The organism is Rhizobium sp. P1_C7 (assembly GCF_056406295.1).
In genome coordinates this window covers 89,337-112,685 of the sequence record NZ_JBFUAL010000006.1, presented here as the reverse complement: position 1 = coordinate 112,685, position 23,349 = coordinate 89,337, and the positions used below count along the sequence as shown (strand labels likewise).

Genomic DNA, 23,349 nt, shown 5'->3' with positions numbered 1-23,349 from the left:
ATCCATCGAGGCCGCTGCCATATGCCAAGTGCCAAACCGAAAAACCCCTACTACCAAGGCCCGGTATCCGACCATTTCGACGGCACGTATTTTTTCAACCCCGGTGGCGTGGAGCCGCTGGGTTTTCGCGATCTCCTGAGGTGGCAGTTTGCAGGCCGTCGCGATCGCTGGCCGAAGCAGGTCGCAAGCCCGTTTCCGCCGGCAAGGCCCGAGGCTCGCATTTCCGGCGACCGCTTGCGCGTCACCATGGTGGGGCATGCCTCGATGCTGATCCAGGTGGATGGCCATAATATACTGACCGATCCGCTATGGTCGGAGCGCGCGAGCCCTTTCCGGCTGGCCGGTCCGAAGCGTGTTGTCTCGCCGGGCATCCGTTTCGAGGATCTGCCACCGATCGATCTCGTCCTCGTTTCACACAATCACTACGACCATCTCGATGTCGCGACGCTCAAGCGGCTTCAGGCGGAGCACAGTCCGCATATCATAACGCCGCTCGGCAACGACACGATCATTCGGCGCGCTTTGCCGGAAGCACGGATCAGCGTGACGGATTGGGGCGAGCGTATCACTCTTTCGGCGGGCATCACGATTGACGCCGAGCCCGCACATCACTGGTCGGCGCGCGGCACCCGCGACCGCCGAATGGCCCTTTGGGCGGCCTTCGTCATCTCGACGCGCGCGGGCAAGATCTACCATATCGGCGACACCGGCTTTCACGGGGGTGTCAACTACAAGGCTGCCCGGGAAAAGCATGGCGGTTTCCGCCTCGCGATCCTGCCATTCGGCGCATACGAGCCGCGCTGGTTCATGAAGGGGCAGCACCAGAACCCGGCGGAAGCCGTGGCCGGGATGGAGTTGAGCAACGCTGCCTACGTGGCGGGACATCACTTCGCGACATTCCAGCTGACCGACGAAGCGATCGACGCACCGGTCTCCGCACTTGAGGACGCACTCCGGGAGCAGGGGATTGAGCCCGAGCGTTTTCGGCCGTTGAGAGCGGGGCAGGTTTTCGACGTGCCCGTGGCGTGACATGTCGCGCGTCGTCAGCTCGGGTGCGTCCCAGCACCGTGGGCGTTGATGATCGCATCGGCCTCCTTGCCGTACAATTCCTCGAAATGGTCGAAGGTCTTGGAGAAGTATCCGATCCCTTGCGTGGCCGAGCGCAAGGCCCGCGCCAGTTCCTCGAGTGTTCCGCCGGGTACGAGCGCGCGGAAGATATCCCATCCCTTCGCGCTCTCATCGCGATCGAAGCCGAGCACTTGCCCCCTCAACGAGGACACGATCGCCACCACGCCGCCTGAAAAGACCGACGGTATGTGGATTTCGACCCGTGCCACCGGCTGCATAAGTACGGCTGCTGCCTGTGACAATGCCTGCTTGACGCCCATCTTGGCCGCAGCCCGAAAGGCGAACTCGGAACTGTCGACGGAATGGTATTGGCCGTCGGTCAGTGTCACTTCGACGTCGATAACCTGAAAACCGAGCGGGCCCTTCTCCATGGCTTCGCGCGCACCCGCCTCCACTGCCGGTATGTAGTTTCGCGGCACCGTTCCGCCCTTCACCGTCTCCCCGAAGGTGAAGCCCTGGCCGCGTTCGTTTGGGCGCACGCTCAATTGCACGTCCGCGAATTGTCCGGCGCCGCCTGTCTGCTTGCGATGGCGGTAGTGAATGTTCGAGGGCTTCGATATGGTTTCTCGATAGACCGGACTCGGCGACCGGTCTGTCACCTCCACGCGGAAGACCTCCGACAATGTCTTTCGAAGATCGCGCAGGTGCACCGGTCCTTGCGCACAGATGAGCTGCGCTCCCGTTCCCTCCTCCTGCATCACCCTCAGGCCGCGATCGGTTTCGGCAAGCTTTGCAAGCGTTGCCGACAGCTTGGTTTCGTCGCGTTCGCTGCCCGGCACGAGGATACGTTCGAGCATCGGGGTCGGCGGCTCGGTCCATTCGGGCGGTGCTGCCGCGGCCGTTGCAGTCAGCAGCGCGGGTACCGGCAGGTGGTCCGATTTGATGGCGCCGAAGACATGGCCTGCCGGAATATTGCCCGCCAGCGGGCGCCCGGTGCCGGCTTCCTGAATGGCGCCCAGCCCGGCGCCGCCGAGCGCCGCACCCTGCTTTAGTCCATCGCCAAGCGCGCGCACCAGCACTGTCTTGCCGATGTTGGCGCGGTGGTGCGCGTGAAAGCTGACGGCGAGCAGTGTGCTTTCATCGAGACTTCCGGCCACGGCAAGGCGCCCGCGAAGAGCCGCAACCGGCGGCGCCTCGTGACGCAGGGCCTTCATCAGCCGCTTGATGCCATTGCTATGCGAGGCGGCGCCAAAGAGCACCGGAATGATCCTGTTTTCCTTCAGCGTGCGCGAGGCGATGGCGAAGAGCGCGTCGCTCGCGGGCTCGCGATCTTCGATGAGCTCTTCCAGCAGCCAATCGTCGAATTCTGAAAGCTGTTCCAACAACTCGGCGCGCGCTTCGTGCTCGCGCTCGGCTGAGCTGTCGGGAAGTTCGACGAGTGCGGACGGCTGGCCCTCGCGGTAACGCCAGGCACGCTCCGAAATCAGGTCGCAGCTGCCGACGATCGTATCTCCCTCGCGGATCGGCACTTGCCTGAGGACGAGCGGGTGGCTTGAATAGGCCTGCAGCGAGGCGATGACATCGCGAAGACGACCCTGTGGCTCGTCGATCCGATTGACGAACAGGATGCACGGAGTTCCCGAGGCTTCGACAGCCCGCAGATAAGGTGCAGCCAAGACGGCCTCATCAGGGGCAGGCGAGACGCAGAGAATACAGGCGTCGCTTGCCAGGAGCGCATCCTGCGCAAGCGCCAGGGATTCGTTCGTGCCAGGTGTGTCCAGTGCGCACCATGTATCGCCTCGGAAATCGAATTCCGTGAGGCTCGATCCGTATGGAGAGACAGACTTTCGAGGGGGGCCTTCCAACGCGGCCAGCTTTGCCGCCAGCGTCGATTTTCCCGTCTGTGAAGGTCCAAGTACCGTGAAGCAGCGCATCGGCAATCCTCCCATAGCCAAAAGCACGCGTCCGAAAACAAAGAATGCCTGCAACTGAGGCAAAGCGCTAGATAGTTGCGATCTTTCTTAAATACAGGTGCGATGGTCCAGTTCGCGTGATCTTTCGTGCAGTACAGTAGAAGTTCCGGGACTGGCGGTTATCTCCGGGATCGGAATGCCCCAACGAACGCGACAAGTCAGAAGCGTCGTTCGCTAGCCATTGCCGCACCCACTGGTAATTCGCGCGCATTTCCGCCATATACAGCCCAAACACACATGGACATGAGATGATGAGCGCAGCGGTCGAATTCGCGAAGATGAACGGGCTTGGCAACAAGATCCTGGTCGTCGACATGCGCGGACGCACCGACAAGGTGACGCCGGAGGCGGCGATTGCACTGAATGCTGCTTGCGAGACGCAGTTCGACCAGATCATGGCGATCCATGATCCGAAGGCTGCCGGCACCGATGCCTGGATCGATATCCTGAATTCGGATGGCACCAAAGCGCAGGCCTGCGGCAATGGCACGCGCTGCGTGGTGCAGGCGCTGGCGGCCGAGACCGGCAACAAGGTTTTCACCTTTCAGACCGTCGCCGGCGTCCTCAATGCTGTAGAGCTCGAAGATGGGACGATCTCGGTCGATATGGGCAAGCCGGTGTTCGACTGGGACAAGATCCCGCTTGCCGAGGAATTTCACGATACCAGCCGCATCGAGTTGCAGATTGGGCCGATCGACAATCCGGTGCTGCATTCGCCCTCCGTCGCCTCGATGGGCAATCCGCATGCGATCTTCTGGGTCGACCGGGATGTGATGTCTTTCGATCTCGCCCGTTTCGGGCCGCTGCTCGAGAACCATCCGATGTTTCCCGAGCGCGCCAATATCACGCTCGCCGAGGTGACCTCGTCGACGTCGATTACGACGCGCACCTGGGAACGCGGCGCAGGGCTGACGCTCGCCTGCGGATCGGCTGCCTGTGCGGCGGCGGTCTCGGCAGCGCGGATCGGGCGTACCGGTCGCAAGGTGACCGTCAAGGTAGCCAGCAGCCCGCACGGCGGGTCGCTGACCATCGACTGGCGCGAGAGCGACGATCATGTCGTCATGACCGGCCCTGCCGAGTGGGAATGGTCCGGTACCGTCGATCCGTCGACCGGGATCTGGTCGCGCGACGAGACGCAGGGGGCGGAAGCGCGGTGAGTGGCGTCGAGGTCATCACCTTCGGCTGTCGTCTCAACACCTACGAATCCGAAGTGATGCGCGCCGAGGCCGAAAAGGCCGGGCTCAACAATGCCATTCTGGTCAATACCTGCGCCGTGACAGGCGAGGCCGTGCGCCAGGCCCGCCAGGCGATCCGCCGGGCGCGGCGCGAGAATCCGCATGCCCGCATCATCGTTACGGGCTGTGCCGCGCAGACCGAGAAAGAGACCTTTTCTGAGATGGCCGAGGTCGATGCCGTGCTCGGCAACGAGGAGAAGCTGAAAAGCATCTCCTATCGCGGGCTGCCTGATTTCGGTGTTTCCGCCGAGGAGAAGTTGCGCGTCAACGACATCCTGAGCGTGCGCCAGACGGCACCGCAGATGATCAAGCACATCGACGGGCACGTGCGCGCCTTCATCCAGGTTCAGAACGGATGCGACCATCGCTGCACCTTCTGCATCATTCCATATGGACGTGGCAATTCGCGCTCGGTGCCGATGGGCGCGGTCGTCGAGCAGGCGCGGCGCCTTGTCGAGAGCGGCTATTGCGAAATCGTGCTGACCGGCGTCGATGCCACCAGCTATGGGGCCGACCTGCCGGGCGAGCCGACGCTCGGACTGCTTGCCAAGACGCTGCTCAAGCAAATTCCCGATATTCGGCGGCTGAGGCTTTCCTCGATCGACAGCATTGAGGCGGACAAGCATCTGCTGGATCTTATCGCCGACGAGGCGCGGTTCATGCCACATCTGCATCTGTCGCTGCAGCATGGCGACGACATGATCCTGAAGCGTATGAAGCGCCGGCATTCCCGTGCCGATGCGCTCGCCTTTGTCAACGAGGTCAGGCGATTGCGACCGGAGATCAGCATCGGCGCCGACATGATAGCCGGTTTCCCGACCGAGACCGAAGAGATGTTCGGCAATGCCGTGCGGCTCGCCGATGAGGCCGCAATCGCACATCTGCACGTTTTTCCCTACAGCCCGCGGCCCGGAACGCCGGCTGCTCGCATGCCGCAGCTCGACCGGGCGCTGGTCAAGGAACGGGCGGCAAGGCTTCGCGCCACTGGACATATGCTGCATCAGTCCCATCTCGACGGCATGGTCGGAACGCAGCAATGGCTGCTGGTGGAAAACAACGGTCTGGCGCATACGGAAAACTTCACGCTTGTTGCAGCGTCGGGCCTTAGCCCCCGCGCGCTGGTGCCGGTGACGATCACCGGCCACAACGGCAAGCATCTCGACATGCAATTGACGGCCGCCGACGCGGCCTGAGTTTACGGAATCCTCATGGCGTTCAGTTTCATCAAAAAGGTCTTCACCTTCGGCCCCGAAAAAACGGCGGAAGCGAAGGCGTCTGACCGGGTCGAGACGAAAGCGGTCGAGACCGAACTGGAGCCGCCTTCGCGGGTTGAAGACCTGCCGGTTTCGGCCGATCCGGTGCTGCCGCAGGAGATGGACACAGCCGGTGGGCCGGCCGGAGATGTCGGTGACGATGGACCGGCGCCAGCGGATGCGGAGGCTGATGAGCCTGAACTGCCGCCGGCTGCCGAAGAGGACGATGTTTCGGAGGTATTGCCTGCCGAGGTCGTGACAGGCGATATGGGGCTTGTGCCGCTGTCGTTGCTGGAGGCCGAGGCTGCGGCCGAGGCGATCGAGACTGCGGATGCACCTCCCGGCCTGCCGGCCATCCCCCCCACAGGTGGGGGGACGAACCCGGAGCCAGACCTCGTCCAGTCAGTCGAGTTCGTCGAGGATGCAATGGAGCTGGAGGACGTTTCCCGTTCCTTTGGCCGATCTGGTACAGGCGTTTCCCAGGGTGATCTGGGTGGTGCCGGGGAAGAAGACGGTGCCACGAGTCTCCCCCTTCCTGTGGAGCAGATGCCCGGCAGGGCAGGGGAGGAGTTTGAATACGCCGACCTGCCTGATGCGACGCCAGGGCAGGGCGAGAATGCGGAGGCCCCTCCCGAACCCATCCTGCCCAAAGGTTTCGCCACTGCGCCGGCGGTTCCTGAGCCGGCACCACTCGTCCCGGCGCCCAAGCTTTCTTGGTTTCAACGCCTGCGCGCCGGTCTTGCCCGCACCTCTTCGCAGCTGACGGGCCAGATTTCGGCGCTCTTCACCAAGCGGAAGCTGGATGACGATACGCTGCAGGATCTGGAGGATTTGCTGATCCAGGCCGATCTCGGGGTCGAAACGGCCATGCGAGTCACCGATACGCTCGCTTCCGAACGCTATGGCAAGGATGTGACCGGCGAGGACGTCAGCCGCATCATGGCGAGCGAAATCGCCAAGGTGCTGAAACCGGTTGCAAAGCCGCTCCAGCTCGATCTCAGCCACAAGCCGCATGTGATCCTCGTCGTCGGCGTCAACGGTACCGGCAAGACGACGACAATCGGCAAGCTGGCGGCCAAGCTCTCGGGCGCCGGTCTCAAGGTCATGGTCGCCGCAGGCGATACCTTCCGTGCGGCCGCCATCGAGCAGCTGAAGATCTGGGCGGATCGCACCAAGTCGGAATTCATCGGCACCAAACTCGGCGCCGATGCGGCCGGCCTTGCCTATGACGCCTTCGAGCAGGCGAAGGCGAAGAAGTGCGATGTGCTGATCATCGACACCGCCGGTCGCCTCCAAAACAAGGCGGAGCTGATGGCCGAGCTTGAAAAGATCGTCCGCGTGCTCGGAAAGCTCGATCCGGATGCGCCGCATACGGTGCTGCAAACGCTCGACGCCACGACGGGGCAGAACGCGCTGAACCAGGTGGAGATCTTCCGCAACGTTGCCGGCGTCAACGGCCTGATCATGACCAAGCTCGACGGCACGGCGCGCGGCGGCATCCTCGTCGCGATCTCGGCCAAGCACAAGCTGCCGGTCTATTTCATCGGCGTCGGCGAGGGCGTCGACGACCTGGAGCCGTTCGAGGCCGAGGATTTCGCCCATGCCATTGCCGGTCTCAATTAATGATGACACAGATATGCCCTCAAGCGAGGCCAAGCGTGACGCGACAGAGAACGGACGAGAGATAGAATGACAACCGAGAGCGATACCACCCCAAGTGCGGCCGACCGGCACCATCCGATGCTGAAGCTGGCGCTGGAACTCGGCCCGCTGATGATCTTCTTCTTTGCCAATCTGCGCGGTTCCTGGCTGGTCGAGACGTTTCCGGCGCTGACGGCACTTGGCGGCCCGCTGTTCGTCGCAACCGCTCTGTTCATGGCGGCCACGATCGTTTCCCTGCTGGTGTCGAAGATCGTGCTCGGCCATCTGCCGATCATGCCCTTCGTCTCCGGTCTCGTCGTGCTGATCTTCGGATCACTGTCGATCTACCTGCAGAACGAGACCTTCATCAAGATGAAGCCGACGATCGTCAATGCGCTGTTCGGCGTCGCCTTGCTCGGCGGTCTCGCCTTCGGCAAGTCGCTGCTCGGCTATGTCTTCAATGCGGCCTTTCAGCTCGATGCCGAGGGTTGGCGCAAGCTCACCGTCCGCTGGGGCATCTTCTTTCTCTTCCTTGCGGTGCTCAACGAAGTCGTCTGGCGCAATTTCTCCGATGATTTCTGGGTGGCCTTCAAGGTCTGGGGGACAATGCCCGTGACCATCATCTTCACGCTTGCGCAGATGCCGTTGATCATGAAGCATACGGTAACGCCCGCGGGAGAGTCCGAGAATTGACGACACTGGAGACGGCAGAGAGAACCAAGCATCAGACGTTCTGGTTCGCCGCATGCCTGGCGGTTCTGCTTATCCAGATCGTTGCCGAATACATGATGGGGCGCACCGCGATCTGCAGCTGCGGCTATATCAAGCTATGGGAAGGCACTGTCAATTCCAGCGGGAATTCGCAGCACCTGTCCGATTGGTACACGCCCTCGCATATCATCCACGGGTTCATCTTCTATGGGCTTGCGCACCTTCTCCTGCGCGGCAAACCGATCGCGATGCGGTTGCTGTTGGCGCTGGTCATCGAGTCCGGCTGGGAACTGCTGGAAAATTCTCCCCTGATCATCGACCGCTATCGTACGGCGACGATCTCGCTCGACTACTACGGCGACAGCATCCTCAATTCTGCGATGGACACGGTGTTCATGGTCCTCGGCTTCCTCTTCGCCTCGAGGGCACCCGTTGCGCTGACAGTCGCTATCGCCATCTTCTTCGAGATTTTCACCGGCTATATGATCCGCGATAATCTGACGCTGAACGTGGTGATGCTGGTGTGGCCGTTGGAGGCCGTGAAGACCTGGCAGGGTGGGGGGTAGAGTTGTCCGGATGTGCAAGGATTAAGTTCCCCTCCAACCCTCCCCCGCTCGCCCCGTGGATCCTTACAGAATCTCAAAGAGACCGTTCAGCGGTTTGACGTGCTGCGATCGGCACAAGTGGGTGCCACATCGTAGTCCCTCCCTGTGGAGAGGGGTGGGGAGGGGCTTTTGACCAGAACGCCTACGAAACAGGCTTGCCCAGCGCCTTCTCCATCGCCGGAGCCAGGCCTTCTCGAAGGCTGATGTCATCAAACGGCCCGACGCGCTTGTAGAGGATGGTCCCGTCAGGGCCGACCAGATAGCTTTCCGGAATGCCGTAGACACCCCAGTCGATGGCTGCCTGGCCCTTGGGATCGACGCCGATCGCAGTATAGGGGTTGCCGAGCTCGCCGAGGAAGCGCAGCGCGTTGTCGTTCTTGTCTTTGTAGTTGATGGCGACGATGTTGAGGCGGCTGTCCTTGGCCAGTTCCTTCAGGATCGGATGTTCCTCGCGGCAGGGAATGCACCAGGAGGCGAAGACGTTGACGAGCGTCAGCTTGCCCTTCACTGCGCTGTCCGTCAGTGCCGGCAGGTTGGCGCCCTCCAGTGGGGCGAGGTTCAGCGACGGCGCCTTGGTGCCGATCAGCGCGGAGGGAATTTCCGAAATATCCTTGCCGTGGACCTGCTGATCGTAGAGCATCTTCGCAGCCGTGGCGGCGATGCCGCCGAAGACGACGAGCGGGATCAGCGCGAAGACGTAGCGTCCGAGGCCGCGCTTCGGCCTTTTGTTTTCCGGCGCCGCGCTGTTCATTGGCCGTCCCTTCCGGCTGCCGAGCGGCGGCGAATGCCAGCGGCTTCGAGCGTCGCCATTTCTTTCCGGCGGGCTCGGCCGTCGGCCCATGTCCAGAGTGTTGCTGCGACGGTGACGAGGGCGGCGAAGACGTAGGAACTGTAGACGTAGAAAGCGTGTGTCACGGTCATCCCTCGCGGTTCGCGAGACGCGCTGCCATGCGGCGCTGGGCGGCGATGCGGCGGCGCCAGATCTCGTTGCGCATTGCCATGACATGCAGCATGAAGAAGAGGGCAGTGAAGGCAATCGCCATTGCCAGCAACGGGCGCAGGAATTCGGGATCGATCGCCGGCCCACCGATGCGCAGGACGCTGGCGGACTGGTGCAGCGTATTCCACCATTCGACCGAGAACTTGATGATCGGAATGTTGACGAAACCGACGAGGATCAGCACGGCGCTGACGCGCGCTGCCTTCGATGGGTCGTCCATTGCGCGGTTCAGTGCAATCAGGCCGAGATACATCAGGAAGAGAATGAATACGGAGGTGAGCCGTGCGTCCCAGACCCACCAGGTGCCCCACATCGGCTTGCCCCAGAGCGAGCCGGTGACCAGTGCGATCAGGGTGAAGGCGGCGCCGAGCGGCGCGGCTGCCTTGGCCGACACATCGGCCAGCGGATGGCGCCAGACCAGCGTGCCGATCGCCGAGACGCTCATGATCGTATAACCCATCATCGCCAGCCACGCTGCCGGCACGTGGATGTACATGATTCGGACCGTTTCGCCCTGCTGGTAGTCGCCCTCGGTCGTGAAGCTGAGATACAGCCCCACGATGAAACAGAGGGCCGTGAAGGCGGCCATCCATGGAATGACGCGCGCGGCCAACGCCAGAAACCGCGTCGGGTTGGCGAGGTCGCTGAATTTGCTGATGGCTAGGCTCGTTTCGCTCATGTCGTTTCCTTACCGCGATCTGTCGCTTGCCGCAATCGAGCGCTCAATCAATCCGATGTGTTGCGCAGCGCCAGCGCTGCCGCGGCGGGCCCGATCACGGCGAAGAACAGCGTCAGCGCGGTCAGGATCAGGAAGGGCGGCAGAAAGGGTGTCGCTCCTTCGACCGCGGCATAGGTGGCGCTGACACCGAAGATCAGCACCGGGATCGCCAGCGGCAGGACGAGGATCGAGACCAGCAGACCGCCGCGCGGAAGAGCAACTGCGACGGCTGCGCCGACGGCGCCAATAAAGGTGATGGCTGGCGAGCCGACCAGCAGCGTCAGCATCGTCGCACCGATTGCCGTTTCGTTCATATTCATGAAGAGGCCGAGCAGTGGCGAAGCGATGACAAGGGGCAAGCTGGTAGCAATCCAGTGCGCCAGACATTTGACGAGTACGGTGATGACCAGGGGCGTTTCCTGCATCAGCATCAGGTCGAGCGAGCCGTCGTCGCGCTCGGCCTGGAAAAGGCGATCGAGGCCGAGGAGGGCGGCCAGCAGCGCGCCGATCCAGACGATGGCCGGCCCGATGCGGGAAAGCAGCTTGAGATCCGGCCCAACGCCGAAGGGAATTACGGCGACGACCGTGAGGAAGAACAGCACGCCGATCAGCGCGCCGCCGCCGGCGCGGATGGAAAGCTTGAGGTCACGCAGGAGGAGTGCGGTCATGGGCGGGGTGTTGGCTCCTGGGGGGCGGGCTTTTCGGCGGACAGGGTGCCGGCTGTGGCGGAAGACCCCTGCCCGATGCATGCGATGGCAGGTTCATCTCCAACCCCTCCACGCAAGGGGGAGGGGGAAAGTTGGGGCGGGGACTTTGCTACAGATGCCATCATCCCCAGGCTCCGTGATCGACGCCGGCAAAGCCGGTCATTTGCAGTTCCCTCGCATCCCTCAGCCCCAACGGTTGGTGGGTCGCCACAAGCACGATGCCGCCCTGTCTGCGATGTGCCTCGATGAGATCGGCAAACAGCCGGTCGGCGCTTGAATCCAGCGCTGCCGTCGGTTCGTCCAGAATCCAAATTGGCCGGTGGGCGACGAGCAGCTTGGCGAAGGCGAAGCGGCGTTGCTGGCCGGCGGAGAGGTAGCCGAACGGCAGATGGGTGATACCGGCGAGCCCCACTGCATGAGCGGCGTCCTCGACCGAGAACCGGGGAGCGCCGTTGCCATCGCCAAGGAAGTCGCGCCAGAAGGTCAGATTTTCATCGACCGTCAGCTCGCTTTTCATAGCGTTGCGGTGGCCGAGATAGTGGCTGACTTCGCTGACGCTGCTGTCCGTCGAACCACGCGAATCAGTGAACGTCAGAGTACCTCGTTCCCGATGCAGCAGACCGGCCACGACGCGCAGTAAAGTTGACTTTCCGGATCCATTTTTCCCTGTCAGAACCAGCGCTTCGCCCGATTCCAGGTGAAAGGACAGACCCTCGAAAATCAAGTCTTCGCCCCGGCGTGCAGCAAGATTGGCGGCGTCGAGATGCATGGCATATCCGTCGTTTAAGTTTTCAGTCATCGCAATGCAAAAAATGTCCAAAATGGGGTATGCCCTCTCTGGCACCTTTCATAGAAATTATCTATAAGACCCGCAACCACGCCAGCGGTCGGCGTGAATTTCATCCTTGCGCCGAACATGGAGCATTTGTTCCACGGGCGGACAGCGGAAATGGCCGTACCCGCATCCTGATGTGCATTACGTGCATAGGCGTCCGCACGACTGTGTTCGCTATCAGAAACGGGGTCTCTCGTGTCTAAATCTCTTGACAGCTTCAATTGTCGTTCCACGCTGACTGTGGACGGTAAGGACTATGTCTATTACAGCCTTCCGAAGGCTGAGGCGAATGGCCTTGCCGGCGTTTCGAAGCTTCCCTATTCGATGAAGGTTCTGCTCGAGAACCTGTTGCGCTTCGAAGACGGTCAGTCCGTCACCAAGGAACACATCCTCGCGGTCGCCGACTGGCTGAACAACAAGGGTGCTGTCGAAAGCGAAATCGCCTACCGCCCGGCGCGCGTTCTGATGCAGGACTTCACTGGCGTTCCCGCCGTCGTCGACCTTGCCGCGATGCGTGACGCGATGGTGTCGCTCGGCGGCGATCCGGAGAAGATCAATCCGCTGGTGCCCGTCGACCTTGTCATCGACCACTCCGTCATCGTCGACGAATTCGGCACGCCGCAGGCCTTTGCCAAGAACGTCGAACTGGAATACCAGCGCAACGGCGAGCGCTACCGCTTCCTGAAGTGGGGCCAGCAGGCGTTCAAGAACTTCCGCGTCGTTCCTCCGGGCACCGGCATCTGTCATCAGGTCAATCTCGAATATCTCGGCCAGACCGTCTGGACGAAGGAAGAGGACGGCGAAACGATCGCCTATCCCGATACCTGCGTCGGCACCGACTCGCACACCACCATGATCAACGGCCTCGGCGTTCTCGGCTGGGGCGTCGGCGGTATCGAGGCGGAAGCTGCCATGCTCGGTCAGCCGGTCTCGATGCTGCTGCCCGAGGTCATCGGCTTCAAGCTCACCGGCAAGCTCAAGGAAGGCGTCACGGCGACCGACCTCGTGCTGATGGTCGTGCAGATGCTGCGCAAGAAGGGTGTCGTTTCCAAGTTCGTGGAATTCTTCGGTCCTGGTATGGACAACATGCCGCTCGCCGACCGCGCAACGATCGGCAACATGGGTCCCGAATACGGCGCAACCTGCGGCTTCTTCCCCGTTGACGGCGAAACCATCAACTACCTCAACATGTCGGGCCGCACCAAGGACCGTATCGCGCTGGTCGAAGCCTATTCCAAGGCGCAAGGCATGTGGCGCGAAGGCGACGGTTCGGATCTCGTCTTCACCGACACGCTGGAACTCGATCTTGGCGATGTGGTCCCTGCCATGGCCGGCCCGAAGCGTCCGGAAGGCCGTATCCCGCTTGAAAACATCGCTTCCGGCTTTGCCGGCTCGATGGATGCCGACTACAAGAAGCCCGGCCAGCTCTCGAACCGCTATGCTGTCGAAGGCACCGACTTCGATCTGGGGCATGGCGACGTTGCGATTGCCGCCATCACGTCGTGCACCAACACCTCCAACCCGTCCGTCCTGATCGCCGCCGGCCTTCTCGCCCGCAATGCGGTCGCCAAGGGCCTGAAGACAAAGCCTTGGGTCAAGACTTCGCTCGCACCTGGCTCGCAGGTCGTAGGTGAGTATCTATCCAAGTCCGGCCTGCAGGCCGATCTAGACAAGCTCGGCTTCAACCTCGTCGGCTTCGGCTGCACGACCTGCATCGGCAACTCCGGCCCGCTGCCGGCGCCGGTCTCGAAGACCATCAACGACAAGGGCCTTATCGTTTCGGGCGTGCTCTCCGGCAACCGTAACTTCGAAGGCCGTATTTCTCCGGACGTCCAGGCGAACTACCTGGCTTCCCCGCCACTCGTCGTCGCCTACGCGCTTGCCGGTTCGGTCCAGAAGGACCTGACCAAGGAGCCGCTCGGTGAAGACCTGAACGGCAACCCGGTGTTCCTGAAGGACATCTGGCCGACCTCCAAGGAAGTTCAGGAATTCATCCTGAAATACGTCACCCGCGAACTTTACGAATCGAAGTACGCCGACGTGTTCAAGGGCGACGAGAACTGGCAGGCTGTTCAGGTGCCTCCGGGTCAGACCTATGCCTGGGACGACAATTCGACCTACGTCCAGAACCCGCCGTATTTCGTCGGCATGGGCAAGACGGGTTCGGGTGTTTCCGACATCAAGGGTGCCCGCGTTCTCGGCCTCTTCGGCGACAAGATCACCACCGACCACATCTCTCCAGCCGGCTCGATCAAGGCGGCGTCTCCTGCCGGTGCGTACCTGCTCGAACACAATGTCGGCGTTGCTGACTTCAACCAGTACGGCACGCGCCGCGGCAACCATGAAGTCATGATGCGCGGCACCTTCGCCAACATCCGCATCCGCAACCACATGCTCGGCCCGAACGGCAAGGAAGGTGGTTACACCATCCACTACCCGTCGAAGGAAGAGGAATCGATCTACGACGCCGCCATGCAGTACAAGGCCGAGGGCGTGCCGCTCGTCATCTTCGCGGGTGTCGAATACGGCAACGGTTCTTCCCGCGACTGGGCCGCGAAGGGCACCAACCTTCTCGGCGTCAAGGCCGTCATCGCCCAGTCCTTCGAGCGTATCCACCGCTCGAACCTGGTCGGCATGGGTATCATTCCCTTCGTCTTCGAAGAGGGTACGACTTGGGCAACGCTCGGCCTCAAGGGCGACGAACTCGTCACCATCGAGGGCCTGGAAGACATCAAGCCGCGCGAGAAGAAGATCGCCAAGATCACCTACGGCGACGGCACCGTGAAGGACGTTCCGCTGCTGTCGCGCGTCGATACGCTCGACGAGGTTGTCTACCTCAACAACGGCGGCATCCTGCAGACGGTTCTGCGCGACCTCGCAGCCTGATTGTTAACAGACTGCACTGATAGTGACCGTCGGAGAGAAATCTCCGGCGGTTTTTGTTTGGCCGGGAGGCACTGGTCGCGCGGCTCACGACGATGTGTTTCGTCGGTGCTTTCAGACGCTTGGGTCTCACCCGTTCGTGACTTTTCGTTTGGCCGGGGAAAGACTATCTCTACGTTCATTGATCGGTATCGGCGGCCCTCTCGTTGGCTGCCGGCGCTGAAGAAAAAGGTGAAGGTGAATGTTCCCGCGGTTTTTGATTTCACTGGTTGCAGGTATGGCTCTCGCAGGCCCGTCGCTTGCCCAGGAGGCGCCGAAAGGTGTGGTCGAACTCTTCACGTCGCAGGGCTGCTCCTCCTGTCCGCCCGCCGATGCGGCTTTTCGCAAGCTTGTCGAGCGCGGAGACGTCATTGCTCTCGCCTATCATGTTGACTACTGGAACTATCTCGGCTGGGCCGACACGCTGAGCTCAAAGGAAAACACCGAGCGGCAGTATGGCTATGCGCGGACAATGGGACGCGGCAACGTCTACACGCCGCAGGTGGTCGTCAACGGCCGAGATCATGTGGCGGGCGCGGACCTTGGCGGCATCACCAACAAGATCGACGGATATCTTACCGAGGGCAAGGGGCTGACGGTGCCGATTGCCGCGAAGGTCAATGGCGATGAACTCGAGGTCAAGATCGGCGCCGGGCCGGGCAAAGCCAACGTTGTCATGGTCTATTTCAACCGCGAAAAAGTGATCGACGTCGAGAAGGGCGAAAACAGCGGCCAGAAGATCGCTTATCTCAACAGCGTTGCCGATGTTGAAACCGTTGGCATGTGGGACGGTAAGGAAACGAGCTTGACGCTGCCTGCCAATGTCCTGCAGAAGCCGGATCTTGAGGGGTGTGCGATTCTGCTCCAGTCCTCCACCGAGGATGGTACGCCATCGGCCATACTCGGCGCGACGGTCGTCATGGCAGGCAAGAATATCTGATGGGTTTCATCTGCTTCGGCAGGTGCAAAAACGGGGCGGCCCGGCTGATCGTATTCGGGGCTGGGGTTAAGGTCGATACGTCCAGCCGGGCCCTTTGGCGCGCTGGCGCCAAACTTTCGCATACTCCTCCAGTCGCGAAGGATTGCACGCAATATCAGTAGATCGGCGGTTTGCGATTCGGTCCGCGGCGCGATCGAGGGGAATTTCCCTTGCAAATGAGGCGCTGTTTTGACTGAAATGCGGCGCGCGGGAGATTGCACAGACTATGATTAATGTGACCGATCGCCCGCTTGCAATTTGTAAACGCTAAGGCAAACTATCATTCTCCTGTCACGAATGGAGGCGCTGGGAGACTGATGACAGATCAGCCGGATTTGCGGCATGGCGAAAGCCGGTCCGCCAACAGCAGTTCGTCCATTGTCGTGGATCTCAAGGAATACAAGCAAAGCAAGGATCCGCTTCCGGTTACCTTTCACAGGCGCGAGCTAGATGCCATCCTCTGGATATATGGCCGCATGGTCGGCGACGGCGAGTGGCGGGACTACGCAATCGATCATCTGAAGGACCGGGCCGTCTTCTCCGTTTTCAAGCGCTCCGGCGAAATGCCGCTCTTCCGCATAGAGAAAAACCCCAAGCTTGCTGCCAAGCAGGGCGCCTATTCCGTGGTCAACACCCATGGAGTCATTCTAAAGCGCGGACACGAGCTGCAGCAGGTTCTCAAAATATTCAGCAAGTCGCTGAAGCTGATCGAGACGTGAACGCGATCAACCCTTGAACAAGGTGCCCGGATAGACCGACAGGTCTGGATCCGTCGCCGTTCCGTCGCCGAGCGAGCGCTGCATCATCATCGTATCCAGCCAGCGGCCGTGCTTGTAGCCGGTGCCTTTGAGGCGTCCTGTCTCCTCGAAACCCAGTGCGGCGTGCAGCGCGATCGACGCCGGATGGGCCCCACCCACGACAGCCACCATCTGGCGGAAACCGAGCGTCGTGCAACGTGCCACGAGCTCCGCCAGCAGCAGCTTGCCGATGCCTCTCCCACGCGCTTCCGGCGCCATATAGATCGAGTCTTCGACCATCCAGCGGTAGGCGGGGCGCGCGCGGAAGGCCGACGCATATGCATAACCCAGCAGCATGCCATCCACGTCGACTGCGGCGATGTAGGGATAGCCCTGATCGATCACAGCGGAAAACCGCTTTGCCATTTCAGTTCGGACGGGCGGCGTAATTTCGTAGCTTGCAACTCCGTTCAGAACGGATTCGCGGTAGATTTCGGTGATGGCATCGACGTCCGAGGAGGAGGCGTCGCGAAGGGAAATGGGCATTCGAACAGGCCGGCCATGAGAGGAACGATCGATGGTTCACAAATCACTCCCTGAAAAACCGCGCAACAAAAAAGGCGGCCGAAGCCGCCTTTTCCAGTAACCCGTTCGCTTACTTGCGGTCACCCATGAACTGCAGAAGGAACATGAAGAGGTTGATGAAGTCGAGATAGAGCGTCAGCGCACCCATGATCGCCTTGCGGCCAGCCACGGTCGCGTCGTCAGCGACGTAATACATCTCCTTGATACGCTGCGTATCGTAGGCGGTAAGACCTGCAAAAATCAGCACGCCGATCGCCGAGATCGCAAACTGCATGGCAGATGACGCCAGGAAGATGTTGACGATCGAAGCGATGATCAGGCCGAACAGACCCATGATCAGGAAGGAGCCCATGGCGGAGAGATCCCGCTTGGTCGTATAGCCATAGAGCGACAGTCCGCCGAAGGCTGCTGCCGTTACGAAGAAGGTCTGCACGACGCTCTGACCCGTGTAGATCAGGAACAGCGACGACAGCGATAGACCAACAAGCGCCGCATAGACCCAGAAGGTCATCTGCGCGGCGGACACGCTCATGCTATTGATCCGGAAGCTCAGGAAAAAGACCATTGCGAGCGGAGCAAGGATTACCACCCACTTGAGCGGGCTGGTATAGATGGCGGTGCCAAAGGCGGTCAGTTGGCCGTCGGAGACGGCGAATGTGAAGGCGAAGTAGGCGGCCAAGCCGGTGATCACCAGGCCCAATGCCATAAGGTTGTAGACCTTGAGCATATACGAGCGGAGGCCCTGATCGATTATCTCGCCGGTTTGCGTTTGCACGCGGCCTTGGTAGTTACGTAGGTCAGCCATAGTTTCCTCTTGACAGCTCCGATGTGAACACGGTGTCGGGTTTTCGACCCGGGCGCCGCTGCGGAGCTCCAGCATGCCTGCAGACAATATGAGCCTTTCGCCCTTTGCAAACAAGAGCCTTGCAACCCGAGATCGGGTTAAATCGCCGTAAGGTGAAGGGAATTTCTCAGCGGCTTCAATCAGAGTTCGCGCAAAACGGGTGCTGCCTTCTGCCCGAGGATCCGCCATGTGCCGATCAGGCCGATACCGACCGTCAGCGTCAGCGCCGTTACAAGCGTCATTCCGGCGACGTCCGGTAGGAAGTGCGAGGGAATGCGCATGATGCGCGCGACGATGAACCAGGCGGAGATCTCACCGGCGAAGAGTGCAAAGGTCGCCGTCGCGGCGCCAAGGATGAGATACTCGTAGCAGAAAGCGCGCATCAGCATGCGTCTGGTCGCCCCGAGCGTCTTCAGGACCACCGCGTCGTGCGTGCGTGCGCGATTTCCGGCTGCAAGCGCACCCGCAAGCACGAGGACCGAGGCGATGAGGGCAACGGAGGCGGCCGCGCGGATGGCAGTCGCGAGCTGTGCGACCAACGTATTGACGATGTCGATTGCATCCTTGACCCGGACGCTGGTGATCGTCGGATAGGCGTTGGTCACCGATTTGAGGATCGCAACCTCTTGGCTTGACGTCGCCGACGGGTCGCTCAGCGTCGCCAGCCACGCGTGCGGTGCGCCCCGGAACGTGTTCTGCGAAAAGACCATGACGAAATTGATCGAGAGCGTTTCCCACTCGACCTTGCGCAGATTGGCGATCCTGGCGGTGATGTTGCGGCCGAGGACGTTCACGGTGACCGTATCGCCGACCTTCAGGCCGAGCTCTTTGGCTTCATCAGCCGAAAAGGAGACCAGCGGTTCGCCGCTATAATCCTTTGGCCACCATGCCCCCTCTGCCAGCGAGGCATTTTCCGGCGGCGTGTCCGAATAGGTGATGCCGCGATCGCCGCGCAACACCCACTGACCGCCGGGCGACACCTTTATCTTGGTTACGTCCTGACCGTTCAAGGAAAGGATGCGGCCACGCAGCATCGGCACTTCGACGAGCTTGCCTTCAGGCGCCTGTGTCTTGACCAGATTGCGGAAGTTTTCGACTTCCGATCCTTGAATATCGACGAAGAAGAAATTCGGCGCCCCCGCTGCCATGCGCCCGGTCAATTGCTGGCGCATGTTGCCGTCGATCAACGTCAGGGTTACGAGCAGCGCCAGGCCGAGGCCAAGCGACAGGACAACGGAGGCGGTCAGGGCGCCAGGGCGGTGGATGTTGCCGATCGCCAGACGCAACGCCGGCGAGCTGACCCGCGGGCTGTGCCGGGCGAGCCATGCGATGCCGGCCGCAACGAGGCGCAGGATCACGAATGCAAATACGATCGCGGCGGTGAACACGACAGCGATAAAGCGGTCATGGGCGGTGACGATGGCAAGGCCTGCAAGCGCGATCAGAAACACCGCCGCAAGCACGATATAAGGCCACGACGGCAGGCGGCGGGCTTCAAAGCCCTGCTCGCGGAAGAGCGCGGTTGCCGGCACCTCGCGGGCGTGGCCGAGTGGCATGATCGCGAAGGCGAGCGTCGTCAGGACGCCGAAGAGGACGGCAAGCGAGAGCGCCGCCGGATAAAGGGTCGGGGTAGTGGACATTGGCAGAAATTGGGCAAGGAACTGCGCTGCCAGCACCGGCGCCAGCGCGCCGATCACAAGGCCGATCGCCATTCCGGCAAGCGCGATGATGCCGATCTGAAAGAGATAGATCAGAACGACGGTTGCCGCAGGCGCGCCGAGGCATTTGAAGGTGGCAATTGTCGTGCGCTTGGAATCGAGGAAGGCGCGCACGGCGTTGGCGACACCGACGCCGCCGACAATGAGGGCGGTCAGGCCCACCAGCGTCAGGAATTGCGAGAAGCGCTCGATGTTTTCGGTGAGTGACGGCGCGGCGCGGTCGCTCGTGCGGATCGACCAACCGGCGGAGGGGAACTCCTTTGCGGCGCGGTCCCGGACCGTCGGCATGTCGCCCGGGTCGTCCAGCCGGATCTTGTAGGCATGCTCGACGAGGCTGCCGGTCTGAATCAGGCCGGAGGCGCGGAGCGAATCTTCGCTGATGAGGAGGCGCGGGGCAAAGCCGAAGCCTTCGGAGACAGCGTCGGGCTCGGTTTTCACAGTACCCGTTATGTTGAGGATGACGTTGCCGAGAAGGAGCTCGTCGCCGATCTTCAGGCCCATACGCTCCAGCAGCAGCGGGGCCGCGACAGCACCGTAGGTCCCGCTCTGGTTGGCCAGAAGGGCGTGTAGCGGATAGTTCGGCTCGGCTTCGAATGTCCCGTAGAGCGGATATGCGCCATCGACGGCCTTAACCTCGACCAGCGCCTGATCCGAGCCGTCCGGCTTGCGCGCCATGGACCGCAGTCCGGTTGAAACCGACACTTTTCCCAAGCCGCGCAGGAAGCCCATTTCCTGTTCGCTCGCCTCGCGATTGTTGAGTTCGAAGCGGACGTCGCCAGCCAGAATCTCCTGGCCGCGGGTTGCGATCGTGTCGGTGATCGACTGCGAGACAGAATTGACTGCCGCGATCGCGGCGGTGCCGAGCGCAATGCAGGCGAGGAAGATGTAAAAGCCCTTGAGGCCACCACGCAGCTCGCGGAGCGCCAGGCGGAAGGCAAGCGAGACGCGCGGGGTCACGAGCGTCATGCGATAGCCGCTTCGGGTTCCACCGCCGCGCTGTCGCCCTCGATCCGCCCGGAGCGGACGCGGATCTGTCTCGAGCAGCGTTTGGCGAGCGCCATGTCGTGGGTGACGAGCAGAAGCGTCATGCCGCGTTCGGCTTGTTTCGAAAACAGGAGGTCGGCGATCTGGCGGCCGGTATCGGCGTCGAGATTGCCGGTCGGTTCGTCGGCAATCAGGAGAGCCGGTGATGGGGCGAGCGCGCGAGCGATGGCGACGCGCTGCTGTTCGCCGCCGGAGAGTTGTCCGGGGTAATGGCTCAGCCGATCACCGAGACCGACGGACTTCAGCTCGCGGCGGGCGATCTCGAACGGGTTTGGAACATTGGCAAGCTCGAGAGGCACCGCGACGTTTTCGAGCGCCGTCATGTTAGCGATCAGATGGAACGACTGAAAGACGATGCCGATGTTGCGGCCACGAAAATCCGCGACCTGATCTTCGGTCAGGGCATGCAGCGGCGTGTCGCTGATGTTTATCTCGCCGCTATCGAGTTTCTCGAGCCCGGCCAGGACCATGAGCAGTGTCGATTTGCCGGAGCCGGACGGGCCGACGATGCCGACTGATTCGCCGGCGGTGATGCTGAGGTCGATGCCTTTCAACACGTGGACGGACGCGGCGGCGCTGCCGAGCGTCAAATCGGCGCGCTTCAATTCGATGATGGTTTTTGCCAACAGTAATTGCCCTATATAAGTGCCGATCGTGTTGCCAATCTAGGGAAAGCGGAATGAGTTTTAAAGTTGCCGGCCTTCACATCGCCGTCATTGTTGTCTCGCTGGTGTTCGCGGTGACGGCGAATGCGAGCACAATCACGCTGGTCGGCTTCGGAGACAGCCTTATGGCGGGGTATCAGCTTGCCCCCGGAGACGGCTTTCCCGAGAAGCTGCAGACGGCATTAAGGGCCAAGGGCCTGGACGTCTCTGTGTCGAATGCGGGGGTTTCGGGAGATACGACGACCGGCGGTCTTGCGCGAATCGATTGGTCGGTGCCGGATGATACGGATGGCGTGATTCTCGAACTCGGAGCCAATGACGCGCTGCGCGGCATCTCGCCAGAAGAGAGCGAAAAGAATCTTGACAAAATGATTGCCCGGCTAAAGGAACGCGGTATCGCCGTGTTCCTTGCGGGCATGATTGCGCCTCCGAATATGGGTGGGGACTATGCGGCGCGCTTTAATCCGATTTACGAGAAACTCGCGAAAAAACATGGTGTTGCGCTTTATCCGTTCTTCCTCGACGGGGTGGCGCTGGACGCTGCGCTGAAGCTTGATGACGGTATGCATCCGAACACCAAAGGGGTAGAAACGATGGTCGAGAAGATGGTGCCGGCTATCACGCAATTCATTGGAACGATTTCTACTGTGAAGAATTAGGGGCTTGCGCAGGTGCGGAATGCGTGATTCCGTGTGAGCACCTGCAAAAGATTCGGGGAGTGCTCGTTATGCCGAGACTTTTTACCGCCCTCGAAATTCCGCGCAATGCCGCGATGAGTCTGTCATTGCTGCGCGGTGGTCTCCCTGGTGCCCGATGGATCGATGTGGAGAACTACCACATCACATTACGCTTCATCGGTGATGTCGATGGACGCACGGCAGACGAAATCGTCGACCGGCTCGACCGCATCGACAGGCCCGAATTCCAAATGCGTCTCGACGGCATCGGTTCCTTCGGTTCCAAGAAGCCGCATTCGATTTGGGCCGGCGTGACACCTTCGCCAGAAATGCATGCGCTTCAGGGCGAAATCGAGCGGATCTGCCAGCGTATCGGGCTACCGCCCGATCCCCGTAAATTCACACCGCACGTGACGCTGGCACGGCTGAAATCCTCTCGTGTCGACGAGGTGGTTCACTACCTTGCCGGCCGCGGAAACTTTCAGACCTCAGCCTTCACTGTTCCCCGTTTCGTACTCCTGTCGTCCCGGGAGTCGGTGGGCGGCGGTCCCTATCTGACGGAAGAAGTCTTTCCGCTCCATGAAGCGCTGTCGGCGCCCAACGCGTCCAGCAGCTTCCTGCAGCCCGCGAAAAGCCTGGCATAGACCAGCGCGAAACCGTTGCTGCCGCCATAATAGGGATCAGGGATTTCCTCGCCGGTCTCTAGTGCGAGATCGCCGAAGAGGCGAATGTTCTCTGCTTGCGGCGCCATACGGCGCAGTTCCGCCATATTGGCGCGGTCCATGGCGAGGATCAGATCGAAATCATTGAAATCCTCGGTCTTGATTTGGCGGGCGCGTTGCCGAGATATATCGACGCCATGGTTTTGCGCCGTCGCAATCGAGCGGCGATCCGGCCGATCACCCTGGTGCCAGCCGCCAGTGCCGGCGGAATCGACGGTGTAGCGATCTGCCACGCCGGCCTCATCGACCAGATGCGCAAAAATGCCTTCGGCGAGTGGCGAACGGCATATATTACCCATGCAGATAAACAGGATGCTGACGCGTTTCATTGGAGATCCATGTCGAAAAGAGGAGGAAGCATCGCATGAAAAGGGAAAAACTGGAACGGCAGGCGATCGATCAGGCGCTTGCGAAGCTCAGGGGCTGGTCGCTCGACGACGGTGCCGCGTCTATTTCGAAGAGGTTCAAGTTCGCAAACTTCGTCGAGGCCTTCGGCTTCATGGCCGAGGCGGCTCTGGCTGCCGAAAAACTTGACCATCACCCTGAATGGTTCAACGTCTATTCGCGTGTCGACGTGAAGCTCAACACGCATGATGCCGGTGGACTGACAGAGCTCGACTTCAAGCTTGCGAGCGCGATGGAGAAGGCCGCCGCGCGACGGATCGATTGAATCGGGCGCGGCCATCACCCATATCTTCGCGTGAACGAAA

23 protein-coding genes are annotated in these 23,349 nt (G+C 61.3%); 12 read left to right on the top strand and 11 right to left on the bottom strand.

Annotated features, from left to right (window positions below):
• The first annotated feature begins 21 nt into the window (after positions 1-21).
• Positions 22-1,029 (top strand): MBL fold metallo-hydrolase, encoded by a 1,008-nt coding sequence (locus tag AC1D2R_RS11220; protein WP_477967362.1) that lies wholly within the window; start codon positions 22-24, stop codon positions 1,027-1,029.
• Between the two features lie 14 nt (positions 1,030-1,043).
• On the opposite strand, the gene AC1D2R_RS11215 is transcribed toward AC1D2R_RS11220, so the two are convergent.
• Positions 1,044-3,002 (bottom strand): elongation factor G, encoded by a 1,959-nt coding sequence (locus AC1D2R_RS11215; protein WP_477967361.1) that lies wholly within the window; start codon positions 3,000-3,002, stop codon positions 1,044-1,046.
• Between the two features lie 290 nt (positions 3,003-3,292).
• Between AC1D2R_RS11215 and dapF the strand changes: the two genes are divergently transcribed.
• From dapF to AC1D2R_RS11190, 5 genes are all read left to right on the top strand, one after another.
• Entirely contained in the window at positions 3,293-4,198 is a 906-nt protein-coding gene (gene dapF, locus AC1D2R_RS11210; protein WP_477967360.1) for a diaminopimelate epimerase, read from the top strand.
• Positions 4,195-5,469 (top strand): tRNA (N(6)-L-threonylcarbamoyladenosine(37)-C(2))-methylthiotransferase MtaB, encoded by a 1,275-nt coding sequence (gene mtaB, locus AC1D2R_RS11205; RefSeq protein ID WP_477967359.1) that lies wholly within the window; start codon positions 4,195-4,197, stop codon positions 5,467-5,469. Before dapF ends, mtaB begins: the two co-directional genes overlap by 4 nt.
• A gap of 15 nt (positions 5,470-5,484) precedes the next feature.
• Positions 5,485-7,152, top strand: a complete 1,668-nt coding sequence (gene ftsY, locus AC1D2R_RS11200; RefSeq protein WP_477967358.1) for a signal recognition particle-docking protein FtsY — start codon at positions 5,485-5,487, stop codon at positions 7,150-7,152.
• Positions 7,153-7,218: 66 nt separating this feature from the next.
• Positions 7,219-7,863, top strand: coding sequence for a septation protein A (locus tag AC1D2R_RS11195; protein ID WP_477967357.1), 645 nt, complete (start codon positions 7,219-7,221; stop codon positions 7,861-7,863).
• On the top strand, positions 7,860-8,447 hold the full coding sequence (locus AC1D2R_RS11190) for a DUF2585 domain-containing protein (RefSeq protein ID WP_477967356.1): 588 nt from the start codon (positions 7,860-7,862) through the stop codon (positions 8,445-8,447). Before AC1D2R_RS11195 ends, AC1D2R_RS11190 begins: the two co-directional genes overlap by 4 nt.
• A 181-nt stretch (positions 8,448-8,628) precedes the next feature.
• Here the strand turns inward: AC1D2R_RS11190 and AC1D2R_RS11185 are convergent, their stop codons facing one another.
• From AC1D2R_RS11185 to ccmA, 5 genes are all read right to left on the bottom strand, one after another.
• Positions 8,629-9,237, bottom strand: coding sequence for a DsbE family thiol:disulfide interchange protein (locus tag AC1D2R_RS11185; RefSeq protein WP_477967355.1), 609 nt, complete (start codon positions 9,235-9,237; stop codon positions 8,629-8,631).
• A complete protein-coding gene (gene ccmD, locus AC1D2R_RS11180) occupies positions 9,234-9,401 on the bottom strand; it encodes a heme exporter protein CcmD (RefSeq protein ID WP_477967354.1) in 168 nt (55 codons plus the stop codon). Before ccmD ends, AC1D2R_RS11185 begins: the two co-directional genes overlap by 4 nt.
• 2 nt (positions 9,402-9,403) lie before the next feature.
• Positions 9,404-10,165: a heme ABC transporter permease gene (locus tag AC1D2R_RS11175; RefSeq protein ID WP_477967353.1), complete on the bottom strand. Its 762-nt coding sequence runs from the start codon at positions 10,163-10,165 to the stop codon at positions 9,404-9,406.
• A gap of 47 nt (positions 10,166-10,212) precedes the next feature.
• A complete protein-coding gene (gene ccmB, locus AC1D2R_RS11170; protein ID WP_477967352.1) occupies positions 10,213-10,872 on the bottom strand; it encodes a heme exporter protein CcmB in 660 nt (219 codons plus the stop codon).
• Positions 10,873-11,032: 160 nt separating this feature from the next.
• Positions 11,033-11,680, bottom strand: a complete 648-nt coding sequence (ccmA, locus tag AC1D2R_RS11165; protein WP_477967351.1) for a heme ABC exporter ATP-binding protein CcmA — start codon at positions 11,678-11,680, stop codon at positions 11,033-11,035.
• A gap of 261 nt (positions 11,681-11,941) precedes the next feature.
• On the opposite strand from ccmA, the gene acnA reads away from it, so the two are divergent.
• The 3 genes from acnA to AC1D2R_RS11150 all read left to right on the top strand — a co-directional run bounded on the left by acnA (position 11,942) and on the right by AC1D2R_RS11150 (position 16,366).
• Positions 11,942-14,632, top strand: coding sequence for an aconitate hydratase AcnA (gene acnA, locus AC1D2R_RS11160; protein WP_477967350.1), 2,691 nt, complete (start codon positions 11,942-11,944; stop codon positions 14,630-14,632).
• Positions 14,633-14,870: 238 nt separating this feature from the next.
• On the top strand, positions 14,871-15,608 hold the full coding sequence (locus tag AC1D2R_RS11155) for a DUF1223 domain-containing protein (protein WP_477967349.1): 738 nt from the start codon (positions 14,871-14,873) through the stop codon (positions 15,606-15,608).
• A 356-nt stretch (positions 15,609-15,964) separates the two neighbouring features.
• Entirely contained in the window at positions 15,965-16,366 is a 402-nt protein-coding gene (locus AC1D2R_RS11150) for a DUF2794 domain-containing protein (protein ID WP_477967348.1), read from the top strand.
• Positions 16,367-16,372: 6 nt separating this feature from the next.
• Here the strand turns inward: AC1D2R_RS11150 and AC1D2R_RS11145 are convergent, their stop codons facing one another.
• The 4 genes from AC1D2R_RS11145 to AC1D2R_RS11130 form a co-directional block, all read right to left on the bottom strand.
• Positions 16,373-16,930: an N-acetyltransferase family protein gene (locus AC1D2R_RS11145; protein WP_477967347.1), complete on the bottom strand. Its 558-nt coding sequence runs from the start codon at positions 16,928-16,930 to the stop codon at positions 16,373-16,375.
• A 109-nt stretch (positions 16,931-17,039) separates the two neighbouring features.
• The gene (locus AC1D2R_RS11140; protein ID WP_477967346.1) at positions 17,040-17,774 is read right to left on the bottom strand and encodes a Bax inhibitor-1/YccA family protein; all 735 of its coding nucleotides are present in this window, start codon (positions 17,772-17,774) and stop codon (positions 17,040-17,042) included.
• A 179-nt stretch (positions 17,775-17,953) separates the two neighbouring features.
• Positions 17,954-20,497 (bottom strand): ABC transporter permease, encoded by a 2,544-nt coding sequence (locus tag AC1D2R_RS11135; protein ID WP_477967345.1) that lies wholly within the window; start codon positions 20,495-20,497, stop codon positions 17,954-17,956.
• Complete coding sequence (locus tag AC1D2R_RS11130; protein WP_477967344.1) at positions 20,494-21,201, bottom strand: ABC transporter ATP-binding protein; 708 nt, start codon at positions 21,199-21,201, stop codon at positions 20,494-20,496. Before AC1D2R_RS11130 ends, AC1D2R_RS11135 begins: the two co-directional genes overlap by 4 nt.
• A gap of 53 nt (positions 21,202-21,254) precedes the next feature.
• Here AC1D2R_RS11130 and AC1D2R_RS11125 point away from each other — a divergent pair, with 53 nt between their 5' ends.
• Together AC1D2R_RS11125 and thpR are read left to right on the top strand one after the other, a co-directional pair.
• A complete protein-coding gene (locus tag AC1D2R_RS11125; protein WP_477967574.1) occupies positions 21,255-21,899 on the top strand; it encodes an arylesterase in 645 nt (214 codons plus the stop codon).
• 68 nt (positions 21,900-21,967) lie between these two features.
• On the top strand, positions 21,968-22,561 hold the full coding sequence (gene thpR / locus AC1D2R_RS11120) for an RNA 2',3'-cyclic phosphodiesterase (protein ID WP_477967343.1): 594 nt from the start codon (positions 21,968-21,970) through the stop codon (positions 22,559-22,561).
• Here the strand turns inward: thpR and AC1D2R_RS11115 are convergent.
• Positions 22,468-22,968, bottom strand: coding sequence for a low molecular weight protein-tyrosine-phosphatase (locus AC1D2R_RS11115; protein ID WP_477967342.1), 501 nt, complete (start codon positions 22,966-22,968; stop codon positions 22,468-22,470). The two genes, thpR and AC1D2R_RS11115, sit on opposite strands and share 94 nt — an antisense overlap.
• A gap of 35 nt (positions 22,969-23,003) precedes the next feature.
• Between AC1D2R_RS11115 and AC1D2R_RS11110 the strand changes: the two genes are divergently transcribed.
• A complete protein-coding gene (locus tag AC1D2R_RS11110) occupies positions 23,004-23,309 on the top strand; it encodes a 4a-hydroxytetrahydrobiopterin dehydratase (RefSeq protein WP_477967341.1) in 306 nt (101 codons plus the stop codon).
• The last annotated feature ends 40 nt before the right edge of the window (positions 23,310-23,349 follow it).

Coding starts and splice junctions, on each gene's coding strand:
- AC1D2R_RS11140 (WP_477967346.1), bottom strand. CDS start 17,774: ATGGCTGACCTACGTAACTACCAAGGCCGCGTGCAAACGCAAACCGGC.
- ccmA (WP_477967351.1), bottom strand. CDS start 11,680: ATGCATCTCGACGCCGCCAATCTTGCTGCACGCCGGGGCGAAGACTTG.
- AC1D2R_RS11220 (WP_477967362.1), top strand. CDS start 22: ATGCCAAGTGCCAAACCGAAAAACCCCTACTACCAAGGCCCGGTATCC.
- AC1D2R_RS11215 (WP_477967361.1), bottom strand. CDS start 3,002: ATGCGCTGCTTCACGGTACTTGGACCTTCACAGACGGGAAAATCGACG.
- AC1D2R_RS11125 (WP_477967574.1), top strand. CDS start 21,255: ATGAGTTTTAAAGTTGCCGGCCTTCACATCGCCGTCATTGTTGTCTCG.
- thpR (WP_477967343.1), top strand. CDS start 21,968: ATGCCGAGACTTTTTACCGCCCTCGAAATTCCGCGCAATGCCGCGATG.
- AC1D2R_RS11195 (WP_477967357.1), top strand. CDS start 7,219: ATGACAACCGAGAGCGATACCACCCCAAGTGCGGCCGACCGGCACCAT.
- AC1D2R_RS11155 (WP_477967349.1), top strand. CDS start 14,871: ATGTTCCCGCGGTTTTTGATTTCACTGGTTGCAGGTATGGCTCTCGCA.
- AC1D2R_RS11115 (WP_477967342.1), bottom strand. CDS start 22,968: ATGAAACGCGTCAGCATCCTGTTTATCTGCATGGGTAATATATGCCGT.
- AC1D2R_RS11135 (WP_477967345.1), bottom strand. CDS start 20,497: ATGACGCTCGTGACCCCGCGCGTCTCGCTTGCCTTCCGCCTGGCGCTC.
- AC1D2R_RS11150 (WP_477967348.1), top strand. CDS start 15,965: ATGACAGATCAGCCGGATTTGCGGCATGGCGAAAGCCGGTCCGCCAAC.
- AC1D2R_RS11185 (WP_477967355.1), bottom strand. CDS start 9,237: ATGAACAGCGCGGCGCCGGAAAACAAAAGGCCGAAGCGCGGCCTCGGA.
- AC1D2R_RS11175 (WP_477967353.1), bottom strand. CDS start 10,165: ATGAGCGAAACGAGCCTAGCCATCAGCAAATTCAGCGACCTCGCCAAC.
- dapF (WP_477967360.1), top strand. CDS start 3,293: ATGAGCGCAGCGGTCGAATTCGCGAAGATGAACGGGCTTGGCAACAAG.
- ccmB (WP_477967352.1), bottom strand. CDS start 10,872: ATGACCGCACTCCTCCTGCGTGACCTCAAGCTTTCCATCCGCGCCGGC.
- AC1D2R_RS11110 (WP_477967341.1), top strand. CDS start 23,004: ATGAAAAGGGAAAAACTGGAACGGCAGGCGATCGATCAGGCGCTTGCG.
- ftsY (WP_477967358.1), top strand. CDS start 5,485: ATGGCGTTCAGTTTCATCAAAAAGGTCTTCACCTTCGGCCCCGAAAAA.
- AC1D2R_RS11145 (WP_477967347.1), bottom strand. CDS start 16,930: ATGCCCATTTCCCTTCGCGACGCCTCCTCCTCGGACGTCGATGCCATC.